The organism is Paenibacillus sp. J22R67 (assembly GCF_059692175.1).
Genome location: NZ_JCAUAX010000006.1, coordinates 43,621 through 67,805 on the forward strand (window position 1 = coordinate 43,621; position 24,185 = coordinate 67,805).

Sequence of the window (24,185 nt, forward strand, 5' to 3'; positions counted from 1 at the left end):
TAAGGTTGTAAATAAGAACTTACGTAATCTTGAGGGGGGTTAAGAAAGAATATGAAAAAAAAATTAGTAACATCTGTACTTTCAATTGCCTTGATGTTTGGATTAGCAGGTTGCGGCGCGAATACAGCAACTACGGACAACAGTTCTTCAGCTGCTCCTACTGCAGCAAACAGCACGAAAGAGAATGCGGTTACATTGAAACTTGCGATGTGGGATAGCGACAGCGAGTTCCTGGATAGCTGGACTAAAAAAGTGAAAGAGTTTTCAACGGTTATGCCGAACGTGAAGATGGAAGTCGAAACTTTCAAAAGTGATGGCGACTATCTGCAAGCGATGAAAGTAAGATTAGCCGCTAACGAGCTGCCGGATATTATCGAATTGAAGCCTAACTTCATCAATGATTTCAAAGCGGAACTACTGCCGCTTGATGGTTTGAGTGTTACGGCTAAGAATACAAAAGCGAAACAATTTGCTGTTGATGGCAAAGTTCTAGCCTTGCCAGTTATCTCTTTCCCTGAACTTGTTTATTACCATCCGAGTGTATTTAAAGAATTAGGTTTAAGCGTTCCAACTACGTGGGAGCAGTTTGTAAGCGTATTAACGGAGATTAAGAAGGGCGGTAAATACCAGCCTTATGCAATGGGCGGCAAGGACTCCTGGCCGAACTATCCGTTTAATGAATTTATGCCGCTGCTAGCATCCGGTGACGAGAATTACTACGACAAAATCGCTGGAATGGACAAGCCTTTCGACAAAGGTACACCATTCTACAAATCTTACAGCGATATCCAAGCTTTGTATGATGCCAAGGTAATGGGCGCAGATCCACTAGGATTAAGCAATGACCAAGCAACAGGATTATTTGAAGCGAAAAAGGCAGCTGTTATTGCCGCGGGACTGTGGTACTTGCCGCAATACAAATCTAAAGTCGGAAACATCGACGATATCGCAGCATTCCCTCTACCAACTCGTCATTCCGAAAGCGAGCCGCTGAAAGTGATGACGTTCACGGATAACTTCTTCGGGATTAACAACAAATCCAAAAACGTAGAAGCAGCAAAGAAATTCCAAGAGTGGATGTTCAGCTCGGATGCCTACACCTTCTATGTGAACAAGAAGCAAGCCAACTCCGTCATGGAGGGTATTAAAGCAGATGTTCCTTTCTTGAACGACTTCTACAAAACAAACAAAGTTGAAGAGTTCAACTACCGTCCAGGCGGCGAAAACTTCAATAAATATGTAAACTCCATCCAATTAGATTGGAAAAAGCTAGGTCAAGAGATGATGGGCGGAACGTCGCTTGATAAGATTGCTAACGATCTGAATGACAAGTGGGCGAAAGCAAGAGCTAGCAAGTAAGTAGTAGGGATGAAAATGGGAGAGGGATGCGGAGGCATCTTCTCTCTCTATCTTTGGGAAGTTGGTGCAAATCGGCTTCCACTTTCTTGAGATATTTTGGAAAGCGTTTCCGAAATATGGTTTAGGTAGCTATGCCATCTTAGAAGGAGGTTATTTTGATGACTACAAAAGTTGGACGACAAATATTTGCTTCCTGCCTTGCTTTTTCATTGGTTTCACCTGCATTATACGGGTTGACTCCTCAAAAGGCGAGTGCCGCCACAACATCAATCAGTTTAGATCCGAGCAACATGCAACAAGCGTGGGACGGATGGGGAACAGCGTTAGCTTGGTTTGGTCATATAACTGGTGGTTGGAATGATGCAACCAAAAACGCTTTGGCTGATGCACTCTATTCACCGCAAGGATTGAATTTCAATATTGCCAGATACAACATTGGCGGTGGTGAAAATCCTGCTTACGATACAATGCGTCAAGGTGGTGAAGTGCCTGGATTCTCGCCATCCGCTGGCGTGTACGATTGGTCGCAGGACGCGAATCAACGTTGGTGGCTTGGAGCAGCCGTAGCAAGAGGGGCCGATAAATTGGAAGCGTTCTCCAATTCTGCTCCGTACTACATGACAGTTAGTGGAAGTACAACTGGGAATTGGGATGCTTGGAAAGATAATTTGAAATCGACAGAGTATGACAATTTTGCTGATTATTTAGCGACAGTTGTCAAACATTTCGATTCTGAGGGGATTAAATTCAACACACTGTCCCCGATTAATGAACCGAATACGAATTATTGGGGATTTGGCGGGGGACAAGAAGGTTCTCACTGGGATACAGGTTCCCAAGCCAAAATGATTAATGCGGCGCGTGCCAAGCTCGATGAAAAAGGGCTTCAAAGCGTGAAGATTTCGGCAATGGACGAAACCAGTGTCGATACGTTCATGACCGACTGGAACTCGTATGATGCAGCAACTAAAGCGAATGTAGGACAAATGAATACCCACACCTACAGCGGGAATAACCGTACTGCTGTCAGGGATGCCGCTAAAGCTGCCGGCAAGCCGCTATGGATGTCCGAGGTGGATCTTGGTCCGGGCGGCATAGCCCATAATCATGATGATTTCGAGCCGGCACTGGCATTGGCAGAAAGAATTATGACGGATATTACTTGGCTTGAACCTAAGGCTTGGGTACTGTGGCAGGCAATTGAGGGCGAGAAAAACATGCAAAGAGAAGACCAGAACTGGGGTCTCATTCACGCAGATTTTGATACACAAGATTGGTACTACGGGAAAAAATATTATGCGATGGCGCAATTCAGCAAATTTATCCCGCAAGGTTCGAGATTCTTTGCTGATAACAATGACAACACGTTAGCTGCTTATGATCCTTCCAATAATAAAATCTATGTTGTATATAAAAATGCAAACACGACGAGCCAAGATATCTCATTAGACATGTCACAGTTTGATGCTGTCACTGGGACTGCAACGCCATATGTTTCATCTGCTGCGGAAAATGTAGAGCAGCATGCAAATGTTCCGATCGTGAATAAAACATTAACTACGACAGTTAGCCCGAAATCAATTACAACGTTTGTGATTGACGGAGCATCCTATACGAGTAATACTGTTATTCCTCAGAGTCAGATGAGTGCAACGGCTAGCAGCGCTCAATCAGGCGAAGGACCTGAGAATACACTAGATGGGAATGCTTCAAGCAAATGGCATTCGTCTTGGGATCCTTACGATGGAGGTCCGCATACCCTCACTTATAACCTTGGGGAATCTTATAACGATGTCTACAAGTTGAGCTATTTACCAAGGCAGGATGCAGACTGGAATGGCATTATTACGAAGTATACCGTTGAAACGAGCAGTGATGGTACCGTTTTCAATCCTGTTGCGCAAGGCACATGGAATAACGACAAAACCGAGAAAACGGCAACATTCTCGTCAACCACCGCTCACTATGTAAGGCTAAAAGTGGACCAAACGAACGGCTCGGGAGCACAGTATGCATCGGCTGCCGAGATCAACATTATGAGAAAGCCAGGTTTTACCGTAGATAAGGATACGCTGAATCAGACAATTGCCAACGCAGAGGCATTGATAGCTACTGACGCTAGCTTGACGGCATTGCAATCGTTAGTTAACGAGGGCAAGGCAGTTCGGGATACTGCGTATGTAACACAAGAAGCTATCACAAACATCGCAGGCAAAATTACCGCTGAGTACGATCAGCAATCTAATTCGTCCGGAATCATCCCGCAAAGCCAAATGACGGTATCTTCAACCAGCTCCGCCTCCGGTGAAGGAGAAGCGATGACATTGGATGGCGACACGGGCACGAAATGGCATACGGCCTATGACGGTTCCTATGCACCGCTTCCACAGTCCATAACCTACAATCTTAACAAGGCGTATGACGGTGTTTACAAACTGAGTTATGTGCCTAGGCAGGATGCGGATTGGAACGGTGTTGTGACTAAATTTGAAATATCCGTGAGTCCAGATGGTACCGCTTTCACAAAAGTTGCCGAAGGAACATGGGATGCGGACAGGCTGGAGAAGTCAGCAACCTTTCACGCACACGGCGCTTCCTATGTGAAATTCACAGCGCTTGCTTCGAAAAGCGATGAAGGTAAGCAGTACGCATCTGCGGCTGAAATCAATCTTTTCAACAAGGCTGGATTTACGCTGGATACGTCCAAACTCAACAATGCGATGGCTGCTGCGACTACGTTCATCAACGGTTTTTCGAGTGATCCTGCTTATTTGGATGACTTGAAAACACTGCGCACGCAAGGTACAGAACTGCTGAACAGCAGTACGGCAACCGAAGAAGAGATGGTGAAGCTGGCAAACAAACTCACAGCCGAAATCGTCCAAATCCAAAGCAATGAGCAGCAGGCTAATGGAATTAGTCTCTTCTACGCTCCGGAAGCCTATGCGTCAACTCCTTCCAGTCTCCTGCTGGATAACAACAATTCAACGTTTTATGAATCCAATTGGGAATCGAATGGAAGAACATACAGATCTGGTGATTACATCATTGTAGATCTGGGCCAGAACAGACCGGACGTTGGAAAAGTGATGGTTACGCCAAGGCAGGACAAGGCGAACGGAAGAATTGGGCAATTTAAGGTTTACTATAGCGACACGGATTTAATAAATAAACCGGCGGATGGGACGCAAGCTTATTTGGATCAGAATTTCACTTTTGCAGCGAATGGCGTTTGGGACACATCCAGCTCCAGCGCGCAATCGGCAACATTCAAATCGCATAAAGCCAGATATGTAGCGATTCAGGCTATTTCTACAGGCGGCGACGGTGATACGCTAACTGCCGCAGAGATAGCAGTCAGCCAGAAACAATCCATTGGCTTCGATACGTTAAGCTTGGAAAACGCCATTACGCAATTGCGCACGGCGTCCAGCATTAGCCCGAAAGTAGCAGCGACGATTGATAATAAAATTGCATCAATCGGTACAGTCAGCGACTTAACGGAGGAAAGCATTCCTTACTACACTGGAATTCTGCAGGACTTATACAATGTATATCAGACCATAGGTAAAACTGATTCTATTAAAAGCGGTGAAGTGTGGCTGGATGGAGACGGTATTCCAATTCAGGCTCATGGCGGAGGAATTCTGTACAACGAGAAAAACAAAACGTACTACTGGTATGGCGAAGACAAAACGGAAAATAATGTTGGCTCTGGTTATGTACCAGTAACAGGCGTTCACGCGTATTCTTCTAAAGATCTGTACAATTGGAAAAATGAAGGGATTGTATTGCCGGTATTTAACAACCCGCAACTTGGCGAAGATGTATTGCCAGGCGGTAATCTGCCAATGTACTTGGATGAGAATTCTGAGACTTACAAGAACAGTGGAGTTCCATTCGATCCGAATCGAGTTGTCAATATCACGGATCGAAAAGGCGATTACACAGGTTCGATGAAATCGCCGTCCAATTCATTAAGCAAACATAATTCGCCTGAACGCATAGTTGAGCTTAATGCATTGTACGCGGACAAAACGAGTGCAGAGAAGCAAGCGATGTTTAAAGAATTTAACTGGGATAAAGTTGTTGAACGTCCGAAGGTCGTCTACAACAAGAAAACGGATAAATATGTGATGTGGTGGCATCAAGACGGGCCGATCGCCGGTCAGTATTGGACAGCGGAAGGCGGCGTTGCGATCAGCGATTCCCCAGCGGGTCCATTCAAGTATCTCGGCACGTTCCGATTGCCGAATAGTGGATGGGGTGGCGGTGAAGGCGAAGGCATGCTGCGCGACAAGACGCTGTATGTAGACGATGACGGCAATGATGCGACGCATGACAAGGCTTATCTGATTTATGCATCCGAAGGGAACCACACGACTGTCATCACGATGCTGAATGATGACTATACGGGTCCAGCCACGAATGCGAACGGCGAGTCAGTGGAAGGTGTCCATTATGTGAGAGCCTTCTCGTGGAACAGAGAAGCGCCGACGATGTTCAAGCAGGATGGTGTCTATTACATGATTACTTCCGGACTGACTGGATGGGCACCGAACCAAGCGGAATATCATGTATCGACAAATGGCATTTTCGGCCCATGGGAACATAAAGGCGATCCGTTTGTGGATGACTGGAAACACACGACACATGAAAGCCAAAGCACGTATGTCCTGCCTTATCGGGATGGCAATGGCGATCTTGTGCCGAATAAATTCATTTTTATGGCTGATCGCTGGTTCCCTAACGATCTGAAGGATTCCAGATATGTATGGCTTCCGATCGATCTGAATAGCGAGAACCGAACGATTGGCGCAAGATGGTCCTACGAGTGGAATTTCTCCGTCTTCAAAACAGGTACGACCGTGAGCTTCAACAGCAACGGTGGCAGTGAGGTTCGTTCCGTGTACGGAGCTGTACAAGGTTCGAAGATTGCAGCGCCTGAGGCTCCGGTGAAGAACGGGTTTACTTTTGCCGGTTGGTATCAAGAGGAAGCGTTGACGACAGCATGGGATTTCGGCGTGAATACGCTCCCGGCAAACGATATTACGCTGTATGCGAAGTGGGATGAAATTGCTAAAGTGATTAATGATGTACTGCCAGTAAATGTAGCTACGGCTACCTATGTGGCACCGGTTCTGCCTTCAAATGTGGTTGTTGTCTATAACGATGACACAACTGGAGAAAAATCTGTTCAATGGGATGCGATTGATCCTTCCCTGTATAAGGTAGCTGGCAGCTTTAGCGTGAGCGGAGCTGTAGATGGAACTGTAATTCCTGCGGTTGCGAATGTAACCGTAACAGATAATGCTTACAAAGCGGAACTTATCGCACTTATTGCAAATGTCCAAGTTAAATATGATTTGGCTGTAGAAGGAACAGCAGTCGGCAATTATCCGGCAGGCTCGAAATTGGTATTGTTGGCAGCCATAAATCAAGCACAGCAAGTAATAGACAGTGGTTCTGCAACCAAGCTGGAGTTCGAGCAAGCAACTGCTGATTTGAACGCTGTGCTGCAAGCGTTTGAGGCTTCTAAGATCCAACAGGTGAGTGTAAATACCATCACGATCACAAGCACAGACAACGCTTCAACAATTACCGCGAAGAACGGAAGCCTTCAATTACAAGCAGCGGTACTTCCTGCCAATGCTACGAATAAGTCAGTAACATGGGCAGTGTATGAAGCAGACGGCGCAACAGCAACGGATAAAGCGACAATTAACGTATCCGGTGTGCTGACCGCTGTGAAAGATGGAGTCGTTAAGGTAGTTGCAACAGCAGCGGATGGTTCCGAGGTTCATGGGGAAATGGTTATTACCTTAAGCGGTCAAACGACCATTATCATTCCAGGACCTGGCGGTGGCGGTGGCTCTGTCAATCCTACACCGACAAAAGATGATCCAACTCGTTATGTACCAAAAGATTCGGAACTTAAGATTGTCCCTGCAGAGGGTGGGGATACAGCGGTAACCGCCGTCATCGATCGTGAACGACTGGTTCAGAAATTAGCAGATCTTTACGACACAGCGGCAACGGATCATCCTGTTCTTACGATTGACATTCCAGGCGAGCATGCATCGAATGCCGTAGAGTTGCCTCTGGATATTTTGTACAACAGTCTCAAAGAAAATCCGGGCACTATTTTGACCGTAAACAGTCATTTAGGAACGTATGAACTACCGCTTTCTATTCTAGAGCAAGCTGGCGCAGCGGGTACAGATAAAGGCGCAACGCTCATCATCCGCATGGATAAAGCGAAAACACAGCAAGAAAAGCAGTTTGAACAATCCATCCAAGACAAAGGATTAGACCGAGTAAGCGAAATTGTCGACTACAAAGTCATTCTGAAATCGAAGGATAAAGAAGAAGAGATTCATTACTTTGGCAGAAACTTTGTTACACGCGCAATGAATGTAGATGGCGTCATCACGAATCCTTCGGCAGCAACGGCTGTCGTTTATGATCCGATTACTGGTGAACTGCAATTTGTTCCATCTGTATTCACTGTGAAAGACGGGAAGACAGTCGTGACCATCATCCGTAATACGAACAGTATGTACACTATCGTTCAAAACAAGAAAACATTTGACGACATGACGGGACACTGGGCTCAAAAAGATGTTGAAATGCTGGCTTCCAAAATGATTATCAATGGAACAACGGATCGCACGTATACACCGGAGATGCAAGTGACTCGGGCTCAGTTTGCAGCACTTCTCGTAAGAGGACTGGGGTTACCGACAGAGACAACGCCATCCGTCTTTACAGATGTTGCTGCTACCCAGTGGTACGCGTCAGAAGTGAATACAGCCGCTAAATACGGCTTGGTCCAAGGTGTAGGCGAAGGCATATTCAACCCTGATCAACTGATTGCGAGAGAGCAAATGGTTGTCATGATGATGAAAGCTGTTGCGCTCGTTCAGGGAGCAGCGAAAACGGATGCACATGCAACTGTTCAATTCGCAGATCAAGACCAGTTGTCGGATTATGCTCGCAATGCGGTAGCAGAAGCCGCTGACAAAGGATTGGTACATGGGAAAACAGAAACAACCTTTGCTCCGCAAGATGTAGCCACGCGCGCTGAGGCTGCCGTAATTATCAAACACGCTTTGCAATATTTGAAATTGATTAACTAATGCTGTGCGAGCGGCACACAGTTAGAACAAAGGAAAAAGGGTTGAGGATATATATCCTCAACCCTTTTTCTCTTGAGATGTTTACTCGCTAACCATACGATTCGTCAAGCTTCCAAGTTTTTCGATAGAAATGGTGACAACGTCGCCATCCTTCAAGTAGACGCGCTTATCAACCGGATCACCAAGCACAACACCTTCTGGCGTTCCTGTGAGAATAATATCCCCCGGATATAAGGTCATATGCTGAGAAATATAGCTGACGACCTCGTCACAGTGGAAAATCATATCCGCTGTATTCGAGTTTTGACGCACCTTGCCGTTGACCGTGGTGCTGATCTTCAAATCATTCGGGTTGCCGACTTCGTCCGCAGTAACCAGATAAGGGCCAAGCGGGCTGAAATCGTCGCACGATTTACCCAGCAGCCATTGCGCAGTACGCATTTGCAGGTCGCGTGCAGAGAGATCATTGACACAGCAGTATCCGTAGACGTGATCCAAAGCTTGTTCTTTGGAGATGTATTTAGCCTGTTTGCCAATTACGATAACAAGCTCGGCCTCATAGTCGACTTCCTTGGTGACACGGGGGAGGGCGATATCATGGCCATGTCCTGTCAGCGTATTATTAAATTTGTTGAAAAGGATCGGGTACTGCGGGATCGCCGCATTCGTCTCTTCCGCATGCTTGCGGTAGTTAAGCCCGACGCAAATAATTTTGCCGGGTTCTGTGACGCAGGGTCCATAGTTCAAAGTCTCCTCATTATGTATCAAGGTTTGGCGATCTTTGCTTTCAAGCGCGAGGTGGACGAGCTGGTGCAGAGCTTCTGTAGCTGCTGCCCCGCCTTGGATAGCTTCGGTAACCGTGGTCGGAACAGCGAATGCCGGTGATAGCTGCTGAATAGCTTGCGCGACATCGAGTACACCGGAATCGGTTTGAATACCTAGCTGGTAAGCATTGTTTTGGCTAAATGTAAGCAGTTTCATGTGAAAACCTCCTGAATAATGAGATATGAAGAGTTTATAAGGAACAGGCTAAGCATTCTTGCCAAAAGTTACCCCGCCGTCAATGTATAACGGTGAGCCCATCATGAACTTGGAATCATCAGAAGCAAGAAACAAGGCAGCAGCAGCTACATCTTCGGGACGGCCCATTTCGTTGCTGAGCTGTCTCGTTTTTAGAGAGGCGATAGCAGCTTCTGGATCGTCATAAGAGGTGTGAATGTAATTTTCAACAAACGGAGTCATGATCGTTCCCGGCAGCAAGGCGTTCACCCGGATACCGTAAGAGGCATAGTCCACCTGCATGGATTTGGTCAGCGCAAGGACGGCGCCTTTCGTTGCGGCATAAGAAGCACGGCGGGCTAGCCCGATTTCGGCAATACAGGATGACATGTTAATGATCGAGCCGGATTTGCGTTCCATCATATAGGGGAGGACATGCTTCGAAGGGAGGAAGACGCCCTTCACGTTAATGCTCACGATGCGGTCCCAAGCTTCAGGTTCCAGCTCATGAAGCGCGCCGACACCACTAATGCCTGCGTTGTTGAAAAGCACATCAATCCGGCCGTAAGCCTGAATGATTTGTTCAACCATCGCTTTGACGGAGTCAGAGTGCGTAACATCCGCTTGAATGAAGCGGGCTGCTCCACCGCCCTCGATAATTTCATTCACCGTCTCGATCCCTTTGGCTTCGTCGAGATCGTTTACGATGACCTGGGCGCCTTCCCGCCCGAATAAGAGAGCCGTACTTTTGCCAATACCTGAAGCTGCGCCTGTGATGAGAATGACTTTGTTGTGTAACCGCATGTTCAATTCTCCTTTACTAGTCGGATAGTTGATGAGCAAGCTTACAAACTTCTTCTATACAGATCTGCTTCTTTTGCTGCCACTGAGGCAACATCATCGAGCAGCTGACAGCGGCGATGACCTTCCCATGCGAATTGCGGATTGGAGCGGCGGCGCAGTTGAATCCAATAACGGCTTCTTCCAAATCGAGCGCGAAGCCTTTTTTGCGGATTTGTTCCAAGTCTTTTTTGAGGTCTTTGAACGAGACGATGGAATGCGCTGTTAATTGTGAAAAAGGTTCTTGATCTGCGCGGTAGAGTCTATCAAGTTCCTCATCGCTAAGATCAGCCAGCATGACCTTGCCGAGTGCAGTGGCATGTGCAGGCAGGCGCATGCCGGGCCCAGAGGCGAGCCGAACTGGCGTAAGCGCTTCCTCTTTGGCGAGATAGAGCACTTCATTGCCATCTAATTGGGCTAATTGCAGCGATTCACCCAGCTTCAGCTTGGTTTGAGAGGCTTCCTTGTGGAAGGACTCGTTCAAGTCTCGATGCTGGACAGCCGCATGGCCCAAGCGCGAAAGCTCGCGTCCAAGGCGGTACGTTTCGCCGGTATCCTTCTCGATCCAGCCCAAGTTCTCCAGCGTTAAAAGCAGCGAGTACATCGAGCTTTTGTTGATGCTAAGCGAGCGAGATAGATCGATGAGTTTCAGTTGACCGGGTTGCAGCGAGATTTCCTTGAGAATAAGATGAGCACGTTCAATGGCTGGAACGCGGTATTTATCGTCCAATCGTTGGCCTCCCAGCTCATTTGGTTTAATATACAAAACTTAGTTTACCAGTTAGAACTATCATAGCATAGGGCAGTGGGAAAAACGAGAGGGTAAAAGGAAAGAAAAAGAGACTATCCCAAGTCATATAAATGACGGAGGGATAGTCTCTTTGAACTTTCACAGTTAAATCTACCCAGCGCGCTATCTAGCGCCCGGTATGAATTGCTTCATCCATCCGCCAAAGCTTTGCGGATTTCTCGTTTGAATAAGTACGACACCTTCGCCGCGGAATCGGCATACGACACCTTCACCGCTTGTGAAGCTGGAGAGCCAGCCTTTGGCCGCTTTCTCAATCGTGTATTGTGTATAATCCGGCCATGCGACCAGATGCCCGTTATCAATGACAACCTCTTGCCCAGGTGCAAGGTTAATGGCATGAATAGCCCCGTAGGAGGAGAGGAAAACCGTGCCTCTACCACTAATTTCAACGATGAAGAATCCTTCGCCGGACATGAATCCGCTCATCAGGTTTTGCATTTTCGTATTCACTTGTATGCCGGATGTTCCAGCAAGAAAGCCGTCCTTTTGCACATAGAGCTTGTACGATCCGTCGAGCTCAACAGCTTCAATATCACCAATTACCGCGGGGGCGAGTAGAACCTCGCCACCGCCACGCGTTGGGGTTAATTCCTGGAAGAAGAACTTCTCGCCGCTCAGCATACGGCCAAGTCCTTTCATAATACCGCCATCTACGGTCCCTTTGAGCTCAATGTTAGGCGACATCGAGACCATAGCTCCTGATTCTGCCTTAATGTTTTCTCCAGCTTCAAGCTCCACGCGCAGCATTGGAAATGCGCCTTTATATAAAATCTCGTGTTTCATAAATCATCCTCCATGAATAAGTTCAATTTGAATAAGCAAAAGGTTAAGCCGAATTCGACTGGCGCGAGGTCTCCAGGCTGCGATTCAAGTAAACGAACAAAGCACAGAGCAGCAGGATAGCCATGGTGATATAGAAGACCGATTTAAACCCATATGCTGCTGCAAAATGACTGCCGAGCAAAGGGCCAATCAGATTGCCGAGAAACAGCGAAGACGTGTTAAAGCCGTAGGCCGTTCCTTGAATTTCAGTGGGGGCGAGCTTCAAGACCAGTACGTTCAAGGAAGGAATCATGCCTCCGATGAATAGCCCCAGCAGGAATCTTCCGACCAGCAGCACCGTAATGCTGGTGGCGAAGGCCTGCGGAATGAAGGCGAGTGCCGCCATCGACAAGGCGATGACAAGTGTTTTGCGTTGGCCGATACGGTCGCCGAGTCTGCCTAAGGATGGCGCGCCGAACAAGTTGGCGATACCGGTAATCGCCACGATTAAACCAGCAAACAGCTCCAAATGATTGCCGAAGTAAATCGTCTTGGCATAGACCGTCACAATGGGCTCGATGCTCATCATCCCGACTTGCGTAATGAGTGAAGCGGCAAAGACAGGCAGCAGAGGCCGAAAAAGGCGCCATTCTGTACGCTTGCGTGCTTTTTTCTGAACAGGGGCTTTGCGCTCCTCTTGAATGAAAATCATCACGATGAGACTGGCGCAGAGCATAAGACCGCCCGTAACAAAGAAGATGTGGCTATAACCGATCATACCAGCAAGCAACCCTCCGATCAAAGGGCCGATCAGCGATCCAGCGATTGATCCTGTTTGCAGGGTGCCGAGCGACTTCCCGGAGTGCTCCGGGGGTGTCACTGAAGCTTGCAAGGAGACTGCCATGGAGATGAAGCCGGAGAAGAATCCGTTCAACAGCCGAAGCGCAAGCAGCTGCCAGGGCTCCGTGACAATCCCCATCAAGGCAGTCACAATAGCCATGCCGAAGCCGGCACGCAGCAGCATGATTTTGCGGCCACGGCGATCTGCGATGGCTCCCCAGAGAGGCTGCGTAAGAAAAGAGGTGATAAACTGGGCGGCAACGATCCACCCTGTCCAGCGCACGACATCGCCAACCTCGTGAACCCCAAGTTGTCCAATGTATAGGGGCAGAAACGGAAGAATAAGGTTCATTCCGCACATGATGGAAAAGTTAGCCCCCCATAATATCCATAGTGACTTTTTCCAATGTAAGGGTGCAGGCATCAGAGAGGCTCCTTATCTTTTTTTTTCCAGTATAGCATACTTCACTTCGATGCCATTTATAGCAGGATGGGAAATAAAAAAGCCACCCCTAAGCGGATAGACCGCTTACTAAGGGATAGCTGGAAGACAGGGGATGCTATGTATTTAAACTGGACATGACCGTCCCGAATAGGATGACGACGAAAATGAGATAGAGCACGAGACCGATAGCTGCCCAAATTAAGCTGGCTTTAGCATAGTTCGACTTCGTCGGGTTCTCGTTTGTACGGAAAGCCCACACGAATAACAAGACGATATTCACAATGGGTATTGCCATCAGCAGTATGGTAATCATCCAATCCTTGACACTCAGTACTGGCGCATTTTGTTGCTCTGGCATCGAAAGATCAACTCCCTCGCAGTCATTTACCTTACTGTATTGCCAGAGAACTGCATATATGCCATGAGGTTTACCTGACTAGCATCTACCATCATCTACCATCACCTACCATCACCTACCATCACCTACCGCCTGTAGGTGCGGAAAATAATATCCCGGTTGTAGTTACCGAAGCCTTCACCGTATAAGGTAAGCCCGCCGACATGCGCCGCATGCTCCGGCACTTCAATCCGTAGTAGCCACTCGTTGCGCGACATGCGGATGTCCTTGATGGTGACGCCCGAGAGCCGCTGCCCGTCAAGGAAAGTGCCCTGTTCGGTGATGCGGATCACCTTCAACCAACCGTATTGGTTGATGGAGTCCGGCCACCAACTGGGCGTGTAGTGCCCGCGGCCCTGTCCCGAATCGCCGGGACTTGTCCAATAGCCGAGCAGGGTGTCGTTGACATAGAAATGAATGTCCGAAGGCCAATTCTCGGCAATACCTGGCGCTTCCGAGCCAAGCTCCAGCGAAATCTCAATCTCCTCCAGCGTCTGGCTGGGGAGCAAATAATTCGGGATGCGGTACTCCACGAAGCCGCTCCCGAACCAGAGAATCTTCGCATGCATACGCTCAGGTTCGAAAAAGTAGCGCGGATCGTCGTACTGCCCGATGGTATGATCGGCCGTCGCGAGACCGCACGTAGGCTGCACTTCAAAGCGCGTGTAATGTCCGATGGGAATGGACACTTCATCGAACACGCGCTTAGGTTCACTCAGCTGCGGCAGCTGAATCTCAACGCGCGAAACCGCGAGCGAGCACATCTTATGCGTGCCGCCTTGTTTGCGCACTAATGCCGTGTGAATAAGGCCTCCGGCCTCCAGCTTCTTCACATGCATGGTCACGATGGCGCTGCTTAAGCCAAGCGTCTGGGCTAATTCCTTCACGTTCATCTCTTGTTCAGCAAGCAAATCCAAAATCTGAAGCCGTACATCGCTGGCTAAAGCTTCATAGAGCGGCAGCCATTTGCGATCGGTTGATGCCTGTATCATATGATTCCAATCCCCTCTGTTTCTAGCTATCCCACACTTCGACTGATTCATATAAATATAAATCCAAAACATTCGCAAAGAAAGGCTTGAAATCATGCATTGATTATTGTTTAATAGAAACAACATCATAATGTTTGTATTAACTGATTTATATTTTTATTAATTATACGACGAGGTGATGACAATGTCTATGAAAGCAAGCATGATTGTCGACAAGGATTTTAAAATAGGAGAAGTAGATTCTCGTATTTACGGCTCGTTTATTGAACATTTGGGACGCGCTGTTTATGGAGGAATTTATGAACCTGGACATCCGCAGGCTGATGAGCAGGGGTTTCGTGCGGACGTAATGGAACTAGTCAAAGGACTGGATGTGCCTATCGTGCGTTATCCGGGCGGCAACTTTGTATCCGGTTACAATTGGGAGGACGGCATTGGACCGATCGAGCAGCGTAAGAAAAGGCTAGATTTGGCTTGGCGCACGATCGAGCCTAACTTGGTAGGACTTAACGAATTCATGGATTGGTGCCGCAAAGCGAACACCGAGGCGATGATGGCGGTTAACCTTGGAACTCGCGGGCCGGATGAGGCCAGAGATATCATTGAATATTCCAACATCAAAGGCGGTACATACTGGAGTGATTTGCGGATTTCCCACGGGTATCAGGCGCCTCATAACATCAAAACCTGGTGCTTAGGCAACGAAATGGACGGTCCATGGCAAATTGGAGCCAAAACAGCTGTGGAATACGGGCGTATCGCCTGCGAGACAGCCAAAGTCATGAAGTGGGTTGACCCTACAATTGAGCTAGTAGCTTGTGGTAGTTCCAGTTTGACTATGGCTACCTTCCCAGAATGGGAAGCGACTGTCCTCGATCACACCTATAATCATGTTGATTATATTTCGCTGCATCAGTATTACGGGAATCGCGACAAGGATACTTCGAACTTCTTGGCCCAATCCATGGGCATGGATCGCTTCATTAATACGGTCATCTCTACAGCCGACTATGTTCAGGCCAAAAAACGCGGCAAGAAGAAAATTAACCTTTCCTTTGACGAATGGAATGTTTGGTACCATTCTAATGAAGCTGACCGTAAAATCGAGCCTTGGTCCATCGCTCCACCGCAGCTTGAAGATATTTATAATCATGAGGATGCGCTCCTCGTAGGCTGTATGCTGATTTCGATGCTAAAGCGTGCAGATCGTGTCAAAATGGCTTGCTTAGCCCAACTCGTCAACGTTATTGCGCCAATTATGACGGCCAACGGCGGAGCAGCGTGGAAGCAAACGATCTATTATCCCTACATGCATGCAAGCTTGTTCGGACGCGGAACCGTTCTTGTGCCTCTTATTAAATCTCCTAAATATGATGCTAAAGATTATACGGATGTGCCTTATTTGGAAGCCGTTGCTATTCATAATGAGGAGAAGTCAGAAGTAACGATCTTCGCCGTTAACCGTCATTTGGCGGAGGCGCTTCCGCTTGAGTTGGATCTTCGCAGCTTTGGCGCATGCCAGGTTGCCCAGCATATTGTGCTGGAAAGTGACGATTTGAAAGCCGCGAATACGATAGACGCTCAGGATCGTGTCAAACCGCATAGCGGCGGAAGTGCAGCGGTGGATTCGAATGGTCAAATTCACGCAACGCTTGGGAAAGCTTCATGGAATGTGATTCGTTTGAAATTGGCATAGGCTCTTAGGCTGGTCAACAACACTGCACCAGAAGACATGGTAAGAAGCAATTGCTTCTGCCATGTCTTTATGTTGTTCTATTCAAGTGTTTTTTACATCTTCTTAACAAAATAAATCCTCCTCGCGCATCACATACTATGACTAAGCAGCTAGGGGGAGTCTAACAGACTTGACGAATTCTTTATTTTGCAGTCGATGCTCTGGTATGATGGAGGAAATCATTCTTTAAGGAGTTTCCTGTATGAAAATAAAGCTGCTGATGATGAGTATGATTATTTTATCTTTGGGGCTAACTGCCTGCGGAAATGGAAATAAACAACAAAATGAGGCGCAGACAACGCCTGCACAAGCCGATCCACATAAGGTTTACCAAAACTTTTGTATCTCTTGTCATGGAAATCAATTACAGGGCGGAGAAGGTCCCAACATTCAAAAAGTCGGTGAACGTTTGACGGAAGATGAGATCATAAAGCGCATACAAAAGGGTGGTGGCGGGATGCCTCCGTTCCAAGTCGCGCTAAAAGAAGAGGAATTGAAGGTGTTGGCCGCATGGTTGGCAGGGCTCAAGTAAAGGGAATAAATGGGTATCCTAAGGTTCCTTTAAGGTTATCTACATATTTTCTTCACAATTGGGGTTTAGAATAGGGGCAAGAGGAGAGTGATGCAATATGCACTTGAATTTGAAGCCCCGGAGCCGTCTTCGCAAGAAGCCGAATAAGAAGATGAGACCACAACGACTGGGTGCGACGATTTCGTTAGTACTTTTTTTAATTCTATTACCTGTATTATCAGTGGCCGGCATGGAGCTACTCGAGCGCGGTTCGCTGCATGATACGATGAGTTGGATTATGTCCAATCAATCGCTTTTTTTATTAAACGCAGGAATCACCTTTTGTTTACTTATTTTCGTTTATGCTTTGGTGGGGTCCTTAGCGATCTCAGGAGCAATCTCGACCTTACTTCTTGGCCTTATGGCTTTAATTTCTTACATGAAGGTGACAATGATTGGGGAGCCATTCTTCCCATGGGATATTTTGCTCAACAAAGAAAGTATGGATATCGCTTCGCTTGTGACGGGTAAAGCCGCGCTGATAAGAATCGGAGCCATCATTGTCTCGATTATTGTTGTACTTGCATTAAGATGGATTATTCCACGCACCAAGATTTCGATTATCTCAAGAATTGGTTTAGGGCTGTTCTCGCTCTATGCCTTATATGCTTTTGGTATCAAAACGCCGTTAGCAGGTAAAATTCTGGACCATATCGGTGTGAATGAAATTGTATGGAATCAACAAGAAAATTATGCGAATAATGGTACAGCGCTCGCTTTTACACTCAACGTCAAAAATTCCATTGTCCAAAAGCCGGAAACCTACAGCGATGAAGCCATTGGGGCTGTAGCGGCAAATATTGAGTCGGTCTCCCAAACACAAACACAGCCAGCTATGAAAAAGGCGTCAGTCGATACGCTGCAAGGGAAGAAGCCGAATGTCATCTTCATTATGAGCGAGGCATTCTGGGATCCAACGTTACTGCCAAATGTGAAATTTAGTGAAGACCCACTGCCTACGATCCACCGTTTGCAGAAAGAGTCAACGTCCGGCTACCTGTTGTCGCCTCAATTCGGTGGGGGTACAAGTAACGTAGAGTTCGAAGTGCTGACTGGTAATTCTATGAGTTTCCTTCCGGGGGGATCTATCCCGTATCAGCAATATGTAAGTAAACCTGTTCCAAGTTTAGCCAGTTATTTTGCCGGTCAGGGTTACAAAAGTATGGGGATTCACTCCTACGAAGGCTGGTTCTGGGATCGTAACTCCGTCTATAAACAGCTTGGTTTTGAATCTTTCAAAAGCAGCGAGCATTTCGTGAATCCGGAAACGAAGGGTTACTTCATCTCGGATGCCGAGGTGTCTCGAAACATTATCGATGAGGTAGATAAAACAGAAGATCCAATGTTCATTTATACCGTTACCATGCAAAATCACGGTCCTTACGATGATCCGCGGTACGGAGAGAATCAATTCAAGGCGGAAGGCAATTTGACGCCGCAGGCCAAAACGATTTTGGAAACTTACACGCAAGGTGCACATGATGCAGATCAAAGTCTGCAAATGCTCATCGATCATTATCAAAATTCGGATGAACCTACGATGATCGTCTTCTATGGGGATCATCTGCCGATGCTTGGCCTCGATTACCAAGTGTATAAAGAAGCTGGATTCATCTCAACGAGCAATGCCAATGCATGGTCTCTGGACGAAGTGAAGAAAATGCACAGCATTCCGCTCGTTACTTGGTCGAATTTCGATATGCCCAAGCAGGATATTCCGCTGCTTAGCGATTCCTTCTTAGGCGCTCACGTTCTGGATATGCTGCATATGGAGAAACCGGCGAACTTCACGCTGAACGCGGAACTGGCCGCCCAAGTACCTGGATTGCTGAGCAATCTGGTTGTGGATCAAGACCAAACGCTTCATGCGGAGGCGCCTGAATCTGCCAAGACACTTATAGACGATTACAGGAACGTCCAATATGATCTCCTCTTCGGCAAGCAGTATCTAGCCGGTTACATTGATCATGATTATTTAACGAAGTCATCGCAGCCAAGTTATAACGCCGAGTTTGATCAACCTGACACGAAGCTTCGGGCAACGGGGGAGAGCAGTAGTCCTCCGGAAGCTAAGTCTGTGAGCGTGCAGTAAAATTAAAAGTTCAATGAAAGAAGCTGTCCCTTGGTCATTTAATGACTTTTGGGAGAGCTTCTTTTTCTAAGTTGGGATGGTTCTATACCTCCGCCGCGCGCCATGTGTCGCATGACGTTCGCCGACCATGTGGTCAATTGATAATTTCTGGGACAGCTTCTGAGCAATAAAAAAAACATTGCCAATCATAGGGGGATTTTGGTAATATGGAACTCCGTCTCTACGCTGCGGCTGCAGTGGAAAATCGTTTTTTTGCACGAAAAAACATAGGAGGTGTACGATGCTTTTCGCGGTTTTAGCCCGTAAGGCATATGCAAGGAATTTGCAATATCGCGGTTCGCATTTGCTCCACAACGCCGTCAGTGCAGTGTTTGGCTTCATTTATGCAAGTATTTGGTCTGGACTAGGGAGCGACTCCTCGCTCGGCGACTACGGGGCCAAAGGGATGGTCGGTTACATTGCTTTTAACCAGGCGATCCTATGGATTACACAGTTTACGACGAACGGACTAGGACTCGAACAATCGGTTCGCACAGGTCAGATTGCGGTTGATCTCATGAGACCCGTGCACTTGTTCTATCAAGCTATGAGCAGGGAATGGGGCCAAATATGGTATCAGTTTCTGTATAAATTTATCCCGATTTACGTCCTCTACTTTTTCATTTTCTCCTTACAGCTTCCACACAAGGCTTCGGTTTATGGCTGGACAGCGATTGCGCTGGTTGCAGCAGCTTATATCTCCATTTGCATGAATTATTTGATCGGCATTGCTGCCTTATGGACCACGGAATCCCGTTGGTTTTACTGGCTGAACTACTCCTTCAGCATGCTGCTCTCCGGATTCTTCATTCCGCTCGAATGGCTGCCGGGTTGGCTTCGCACCATAAGTAATTTCACACCTTATCCTTATCTACTCTATTATCCGACTCGTATTTACATGCAGCTTGAACAAGGCACGATTGTGCTCGGAGCTCTTCTTTGGGGCATCGGGTTTACTTGTGTCTGTCTGGCCGTTACGCAAGCAGTGCGAAGAAAGCTGGAGGTGCAAGGCGGATGATGTCTGTGAGGCTCTATCTCCTGCTGATCAAGGCGAGTATACGCAGTCGGATGCAGTATAAATTTAACTTTATTTTCTCAATGGCTATGGCCTCATGCATACAGGTTTCCGAATTTCTTATGGTGGCGTTAGTGATGATGCGTTTCGGCGATATCAAAGGTTGGACGCTATATGAAGTTTGTTATCTCTACGGCGTTATGATGATCTCCAAAGCAATTTACCGTACACTGGCTTCAGATGTGCATCATTTGGAAAAATATCTCGTATCCGGTGACCTGGATGCGTTATTGACGCGCCCTGTCCCCGTGCTGCTGGCGCTAATGACACAAAACTCCCGCATCCTCTTCGCTGAAATCGGGCAGGGCATTATTTTACTAATCATTGCAATGAGAGCGCTGATGGCTAACGGGCAAATGGAGTGGTCGGCGATTCCGTTAACGGCATTAATCATCTGTACGGGAGCGGTTATTTTATTTGCGATCGGGCTGGCTACGGCAGCTGCGGGCTTCTGGCTGACACGCATCGAGTCCTTACAAAATATGACGGAGGACGCCTCCCAAACGGCGGCTCGCTATCCGCTTACGTTATATCCGAAATGGCTCCAAGGAGCCCTTCTAGTGCTTGTTCCTGTAGGCTTTGTGAACTACATACCGACCTTATATTTATTGAGACACGAAGGTGGCATCGGAATGCTGCTGGGAACTGTGGGCGTTGCTTGTGCTGCGCTCTTGCTGGCTATGCGATTCTGGAAACTGGGCTTATCCCGCTATCAAAGTACAGGAAGTTAATAGCGTTAATAAAAGGAGGGATGGCATCAACATGATAACGGTCACGAATTTGCGCAAAACATTTCAAACCCCGGTCGTCCAAGAAGGCAGGTTTTCAGGTGTCCGCACCTTGTTCTCGCGGGCCTATAAAGAAAAGGAAGCTGTACGAGATCTAAGCTTTGAGATTGAATCTGGCGAGTTCGTCGGGTATATTGGACCTAATGGAGCGGGAAAATCAACAACGATTAAGATGTTGACTGGCATCCTGCATCCAACATCGGGTGAAGTGCTGATCCATGGATTAAGTCCGCAAAAGCACCGAAGGCGCGTCGTAGGCAAGCTTGGCGTCGTGTTCGGGCAGCGCAGTCAGCTATGGTGGGATTTGCCAGTTAAGGATTCCTATGAAATTCTAACAGCGATGTATCGCGTGGAGGAGAGCGCCTCACGCCGCAGATTAGACGAGTTGAATGAACTCCTGGAGCTTAAAGAACTGATGGATATGCCCGTTCGCAAGCTTTCGCTCGGTCAGCGTATGCGCGCTGATCTGGCGGCATCCATGCTGCATGATCCCGATATTTTGTTCCTTGATGAACCTACAATTGGACTGGATGTTGTAGCTAAGAAGAACATTCGCAGCTTTTTGCAGACGTTAAATCAGGAGTTTGGGAAAACGATTTTGCTGACGACGCATGACATGGATGATATCGAGCAGTTATGTAAAAGAGTGATCGTGATTAATCACGGTCAGATCGGATATGACGGCTCGCTGGATACACTAAGAGACAGAATCGGTTTGCCAACGATGATGAAGATTACGTATCGCGGGGATATCAAAGTGCCGGATAGCTGGGAGCTGCCGTTCCGCGTGGTGGAGCAGGAGGCTGGCGTACTGACAATCGCGTGCAACCGCCAAGAACTGAAAGCGATGGATGTGCTGCGCATTGTCAGTCTTTGGGGCGATATGGACGATGTACATATGGAAGAACCTGAGTTTGAAGAAGTCATTCACGGGGTATACAAATAGGCAGGAGGGAGAATAAATGCCAATTAATAAAGAAGAACGGGAGCGGGAGGATCAGCGTGTTGCCTCTGTACGCTCCCAAATTAAAGAGCGAATTATGGACCTGGGGGAGACGGTAGATCAGCGCGGTTCGGAATTAACGGCAATCGGACGAAGCTTCTGGGACGATATCTCCGTCAATGCGGACAACGCTGACGATCTCATCGAGACGGCAGCGAGTATGGCCCAGCAGGAGCATGTGCTGATGGGTCAGAAGCGCAGCTTTCAGGTGGCGCAGGATGCGCTGTACAAACTGCAGCGCGTCGTTGATGCGCCGTATTTCGCGCGCATAGATTTCCAGGAGCAAGGCGAGCAGGAGCGCGAGAAGATTTACATCGGTCTCACCTCCTTCATTGATCCGAAGACGGATGAAATACTCATATACGACTGGCGAGCACCGATAGCCAGCTTATTCTACGACTATCCACCGGGACCGGCCACGTACCATACACCGGAGATGGATGTCAGTGGCGAAATGCTGCTCAAGCGCCAGTACATCATCAAAGCCGGCGAGCTGCAGGATGTGTTCGACACCGGGATCTCGATCGGCGATGAGATGCTGCAGAAGATGCTCAGCCGCAGCGCCGACGAGAAAATGCACAGCATCGTGACGACGATTCAGCGCGAGCAGAACCAGATCATCCGCGATGACCGGCACAAGGTGCTTGTCGTGCAGGGCGCGGCTGGCAGCGGCAAAACCTCGGTCGCGCTGCAGCGCATCGCGTATTTGCTCTATAAATATCGGACGACGCTCAGCGCCGATAATATGATCTTGTTCTCGCCGAACTCGCTGTTCAGCGATTACGTCTCGCACGTTCTTCCGGAGCTGGGCGAAGCGACCATGCAGCAGACGACCTTTCAAGATTATTTAACGCATAAATTAAGCGACACAGGGTTAAAGCTCGAAGACCCCTACGATCAGCTGGAATTCATTCTGACCGGCACGGAGCAAGATCCTGCCTATAAGGCACGGATGCAAAGCATACCGTACAAAACATCGGCAGCCTTCCTCAGCGTGATTGAGGCTTATGGCGAGAAGTTGAAGCACGGCGGGATCCGTTTCCTTGACCTGTCGGTTGGGAAGAAAGTGCTGATTACGGCTGAAGAGCTCAGCGAACGTTTCTACGGCAAAGCTTCGATTCTCGCGCTTGGTGAACGCATGGAGCAATTATCCGAGTGGATGCTGGAGAAGCTGGATGTGATTCAAGCGGATGCACAGAAACGTTTCTATCGCAAAATGGTACGGGAGCCCAAATATATGGGTACAGAACCCGAGATGAAGAAGATGAGCAAAATGAAGGCGCATAAAGCGATCGCTCCGCTTAAGGAGAAGGCACGCAACCTTGCTTATGTCGACGTATTCGTTATGTATCGTGATCTATACACGAACAGAGAACTCCATGAGGAGTTGATGGCGCAGGCTGGCCAGCAGCTTCCTGAAGCTTGGGAGAGCATCAGCTCCTTCACTTCCGCTGCCTTGAAACAAGGGATTCTGCACTACGAGGATGCGACGCCGCTTGTGTATCTGAAGGGGCTCGTTGAAGGGCAGCTGCGTGTGGGAACCATTCGCTACTGTCTGGTAGATGAGGCGCAGGACTACTCGCCGTTCCACTATGCGTATCTCAAGAAGCTGTTCCCGCGCGCTCGGTTTACCCTGCTTGGCGACTGGAACCAAGGGATATTCACGCACGCGAACGCCGCTAGCGAGGATGGCGAAGGGCCAAAGAACGAGTACAGCTCGATCAGCGAGCTGATGAAAGAGGAGGAGACGGAGACGATCCGTCTCGTGAAGAGCTACCGCTCAACGCGCGAAATCGTCGAATTCGCGAGCCGCGTGCTCCCGTTCGGCGAGCCGATCGAGCCGTTCAGCCGCAGCGGCGAGGAGCCGCGACTTCTACGTGCGGCCAGCGAGACCGAGCTCTGCCGCTTGGTCGCGGATACGGCGCTGACCCGTCAGCATGGCGGTGCTAGCTCCGTCGCGATTCTGTGCAAGACCGAGCGCGAGACGGAAGCCGCGCACGCAGCTCTTAAGCCGCTGCTGCCCGGCCTCACGCGGATCACGAAGGAGACGCTGCACTACGAGGCAGGCGTCATGATCATGCCGGCGTACCTCGCCAAAGGGCTCGAGTTTGACGCCGTGATCCTCTACGATGCCGGAGAGGCTGTCTACGCGGAAGCGAAGGAGCGCAAGCTGTTTTATACGGCTTGCACCCGTGCGCTGCATCACCTTGATGTTTGCTACCTAGGTGAATTGACACCTTTTCTCCCGCAAGATTAGATATTTGTCCATACCTATTCGGTTTGCCCGGCATGTGAAGA

At 48.3% G+C, this 24,185-nt stretch carries 16 protein-coding genes; 9 read left to right on the forward strand and 7 right to left on the reverse strand.

Features of this window, described 5'->3' with window-relative positions:
- The first annotated feature begins 51 nt into the window (after positions 1–51).
- Entirely contained in the window at positions 52–1,359 is a 1,308-nt protein-coding gene (locus AC58VC_RS22285; protein WP_497371451.1) for an ABC transporter substrate-binding protein, read from the forward strand.
- Between the two features lie 158 nt (positions 1,360–1,517).
- Positions 1,518–8,498, forward strand: coding sequence for a discoidin domain-containing protein (locus AC58VC_RS22290; protein WP_497371453.1), 6,981 nt, complete (start codon positions 1,518–1,520; stop codon positions 8,496–8,498).
- Between the two features lie 81 nt (positions 8,499–8,579).
- Here the strand turns inward: AC58VC_RS22290 and AC58VC_RS22295 are convergent, their stop codons facing one another.
- The 7 genes from AC58VC_RS22295 to AC58VC_RS22325 all read right to left on the reverse strand — a co-directional run bounded on the left by AC58VC_RS22295 (position 8,580) and on the right by AC58VC_RS22325 (position 14,584).
- Positions 8,580–9,479 (reverse strand): fumarylacetoacetate hydrolase family protein, encoded by a 900-nt coding sequence (locus AC58VC_RS22295; protein WP_497371455.1) that lies wholly within the window; start codon positions 9,477–9,479, stop codon positions 8,580–8,582.
- Between the two features lie 48 nt (positions 9,480–9,527).
- Complete coding sequence (locus tag AC58VC_RS22300; RefSeq protein ID WP_497371457.1) at positions 9,528–10,301, reverse strand: SDR family NAD(P)-dependent oxidoreductase; 774 nt, start codon at positions 10,299–10,301, stop codon at positions 9,528–9,530.
- Positions 10,302–10,317: 16 nt separating this feature from the next.
- The gene (locus AC58VC_RS22305; protein ID WP_497371459.1) at positions 10,318–11,067 is read right to left on the reverse strand and encodes an IclR family transcriptional regulator; all 750 of its coding nucleotides are present in this window, start codon (positions 11,065–11,067) and stop codon (positions 10,318–10,320) included.
- A 183-nt stretch (positions 11,068–11,250) separates the two neighbouring features.
- On the reverse strand, positions 11,251–11,931 hold the full coding sequence (locus tag AC58VC_RS22310; protein WP_497371461.1) for a TIGR00266 family protein: 681 nt from the start codon (positions 11,929–11,931) through the stop codon (positions 11,251–11,253).
- A gap of 43 nt (positions 11,932–11,974) precedes the next feature.
- Positions 11,975–13,174: an MFS transporter gene (locus AC58VC_RS22315; RefSeq protein ID WP_497371463.1), complete on the reverse strand. Its 1,200-nt coding sequence runs from the start codon at positions 13,172–13,174 to the stop codon at positions 11,975–11,977.
- Positions 13,175–13,310: 136 nt separating this feature from the next.
- Positions 13,311–13,553, reverse strand: coding sequence for a hypothetical protein (locus AC58VC_RS22320; protein ID WP_497371465.1), 243 nt, complete (start codon positions 13,551–13,553; stop codon positions 13,311–13,313).
- Between the two features lie 125 nt (positions 13,554–13,678).
- The gene (locus AC58VC_RS22325) at positions 13,679–14,584 is read right to left on the reverse strand and encodes an ArsR/SmtB family transcription factor (RefSeq protein ID WP_497371467.1); all 906 of its coding nucleotides are present in this window, start codon (positions 14,582–14,584) and stop codon (positions 13,679–13,681) included.
- Positions 14,585–14,768: 184 nt separating this feature from the next.
- On the opposite strand from AC58VC_RS22325, the gene arfA reads away from it, so the two are divergent.
- The 7 genes from arfA to helD all read left to right on the forward strand — a co-directional run bounded on the left by arfA (position 14,769) and on the right by helD (position 24,144).
- A complete protein-coding gene (gene arfA, locus AC58VC_RS22330) occupies positions 14,769–16,280 on the forward strand; it encodes an arabinosylfuranosidase ArfA (RefSeq protein WP_497371469.1) in 1,512 nt (503 codons plus the stop codon).
- A gap of 241 nt (positions 16,281–16,521) precedes the next feature.
- Positions 16,522–16,851 carry a c-type cytochrome gene (locus AC58VC_RS22335; RefSeq protein ID WP_497371471.1) on the forward strand — a complete coding sequence of 110 codons (330 nt, stop codon included), beginning with the start codon at positions 16,522–16,524 and terminating at the stop codon, positions 16,849–16,851.
- 97 nt (positions 16,852–16,948) lie between these two features.
- Complete coding sequence (locus tag AC58VC_RS22340) at positions 16,949–18,982, forward strand: LTA synthase family protein (RefSeq protein ID WP_497371473.1); 2,034 nt, start codon at positions 16,949–16,951, stop codon at positions 18,980–18,982.
- A gap of 280 nt (positions 18,983–19,262) precedes the next feature.
- The gene (locus AC58VC_RS22345; protein ID WP_497371475.1) at positions 19,263–20,039 is read left to right on the forward strand and encodes an ABC transporter permease; all 777 of its coding nucleotides are present in this window, start codon (positions 19,263–19,265) and stop codon (positions 20,037–20,039) included.
- Positions 20,036–20,827 carry an ABC transporter permease gene (locus AC58VC_RS22350; RefSeq protein ID WP_497371477.1) on the forward strand — a complete coding sequence of 264 codons (792 nt, stop codon included), beginning with the start codon at positions 20,036–20,038 and terminating at the stop codon, positions 20,825–20,827. Before AC58VC_RS22345 ends, AC58VC_RS22350 begins: the two co-directional genes overlap by 4 nt.
- 31 nt (positions 20,828–20,858) lie before the next feature.
- A complete protein-coding gene (locus AC58VC_RS22355; protein ID WP_497371479.1) occupies positions 20,859–21,830 on the forward strand; it encodes an ABC transporter ATP-binding protein in 972 nt (323 codons plus the stop codon).
- Between the two features lie 16 nt (positions 21,831–21,846).
- On the forward strand, positions 21,847–24,144 hold the full coding sequence (gene helD, locus AC58VC_RS22360; protein ID WP_497371481.1) for an RNA polymerase recycling motor HelD: 2,298 nt from the start codon (positions 21,847–21,849) through the stop codon (positions 24,142–24,144).
- Positions 24,145–24,185 lie beyond the last annotated feature (41 nt).

Coding starts and splice junctions, on each gene's coding strand:
- AC58VC_RS22325 (WP_497371467.1), bottom strand. CDS start 14,584: ATGATACAGGCATCAACCGATCGCAAATGGCTGCCGCTCTATGAAGCT.
- helD (WP_497371481.1), top strand. CDS start 21,847: ATGCCAATTAATAAAGAAGAACGGGAGCGGGAGGATCAGCGTGTTGCC.
- AC58VC_RS22345 (WP_497371475.1), top strand. CDS start 19,263: ATGCTTTTCGCGGTTTTAGCCCGTAAGGCATATGCAAGGAATTTGCAA.
- AC58VC_RS22355 (WP_497371479.1), top strand. CDS start 20,859: ATGATAACGGTCACGAATTTGCGCAAAACATTTCAAACCCCGGTCGTC.
- AC58VC_RS22285 (WP_497371451.1), top strand. CDS start 52: ATGAAAAAAAAATTAGTAACATCTGTACTTTCAATTGCCTTGATGTTT.
- arfA (WP_497371469.1), top strand. CDS start 14,769: ATGTCTATGAAAGCAAGCATGATTGTCGACAAGGATTTTAAAATAGGA.
- AC58VC_RS22320 (WP_497371465.1), bottom strand. CDS start 13,553: ATGCCAGAGCAACAAAATGCGCCAGTACTGAGTGTCAAGGATTGGATG.
- AC58VC_RS22295 (WP_497371455.1), bottom strand. CDS start 9,479: ATGAAACTGCTTACATTTAGCCAAAACAATGCTTACCAGCTAGGTATT.
- AC58VC_RS22300 (WP_497371457.1), bottom strand. CDS start 10,301: ATGCGGTTACACAACAAAGTCATTCTCATCACAGGCGCAGCTTCAGGT.
- AC58VC_RS22350 (WP_497371477.1), top strand. CDS start 20,036: ATGATGTCTGTGAGGCTCTATCTCCTGCTGATCAAGGCGAGTATACGC.
- AC58VC_RS22310 (WP_497371461.1), bottom strand. CDS start 11,931: ATGAAACACGAGATTTTATATAAAGGCGCATTTCCAATGCTGCGCGTG.
- AC58VC_RS22335 (WP_497371471.1), top strand. CDS start 16,522: ATGAAAATAAAGCTGCTGATGATGAGTATGATTATTTTATCTTTGGGG.
- AC58VC_RS22340 (WP_497371473.1), top strand. CDS start 16,949: ATGCACTTGAATTTGAAGCCCCGGAGCCGTCTTCGCAAGAAGCCGAAT.
- AC58VC_RS22290 (WP_497371453.1), top strand. CDS start 1,518: ATGACTACAAAAGTTGGACGACAAATATTTGCTTCCTGCCTTGCTTTT.
- AC58VC_RS22315 (WP_497371463.1), bottom strand. CDS start 13,174: ATGCCTGCACCCTTACATTGGAAAAAGTCACTATGGATATTATGGGGG.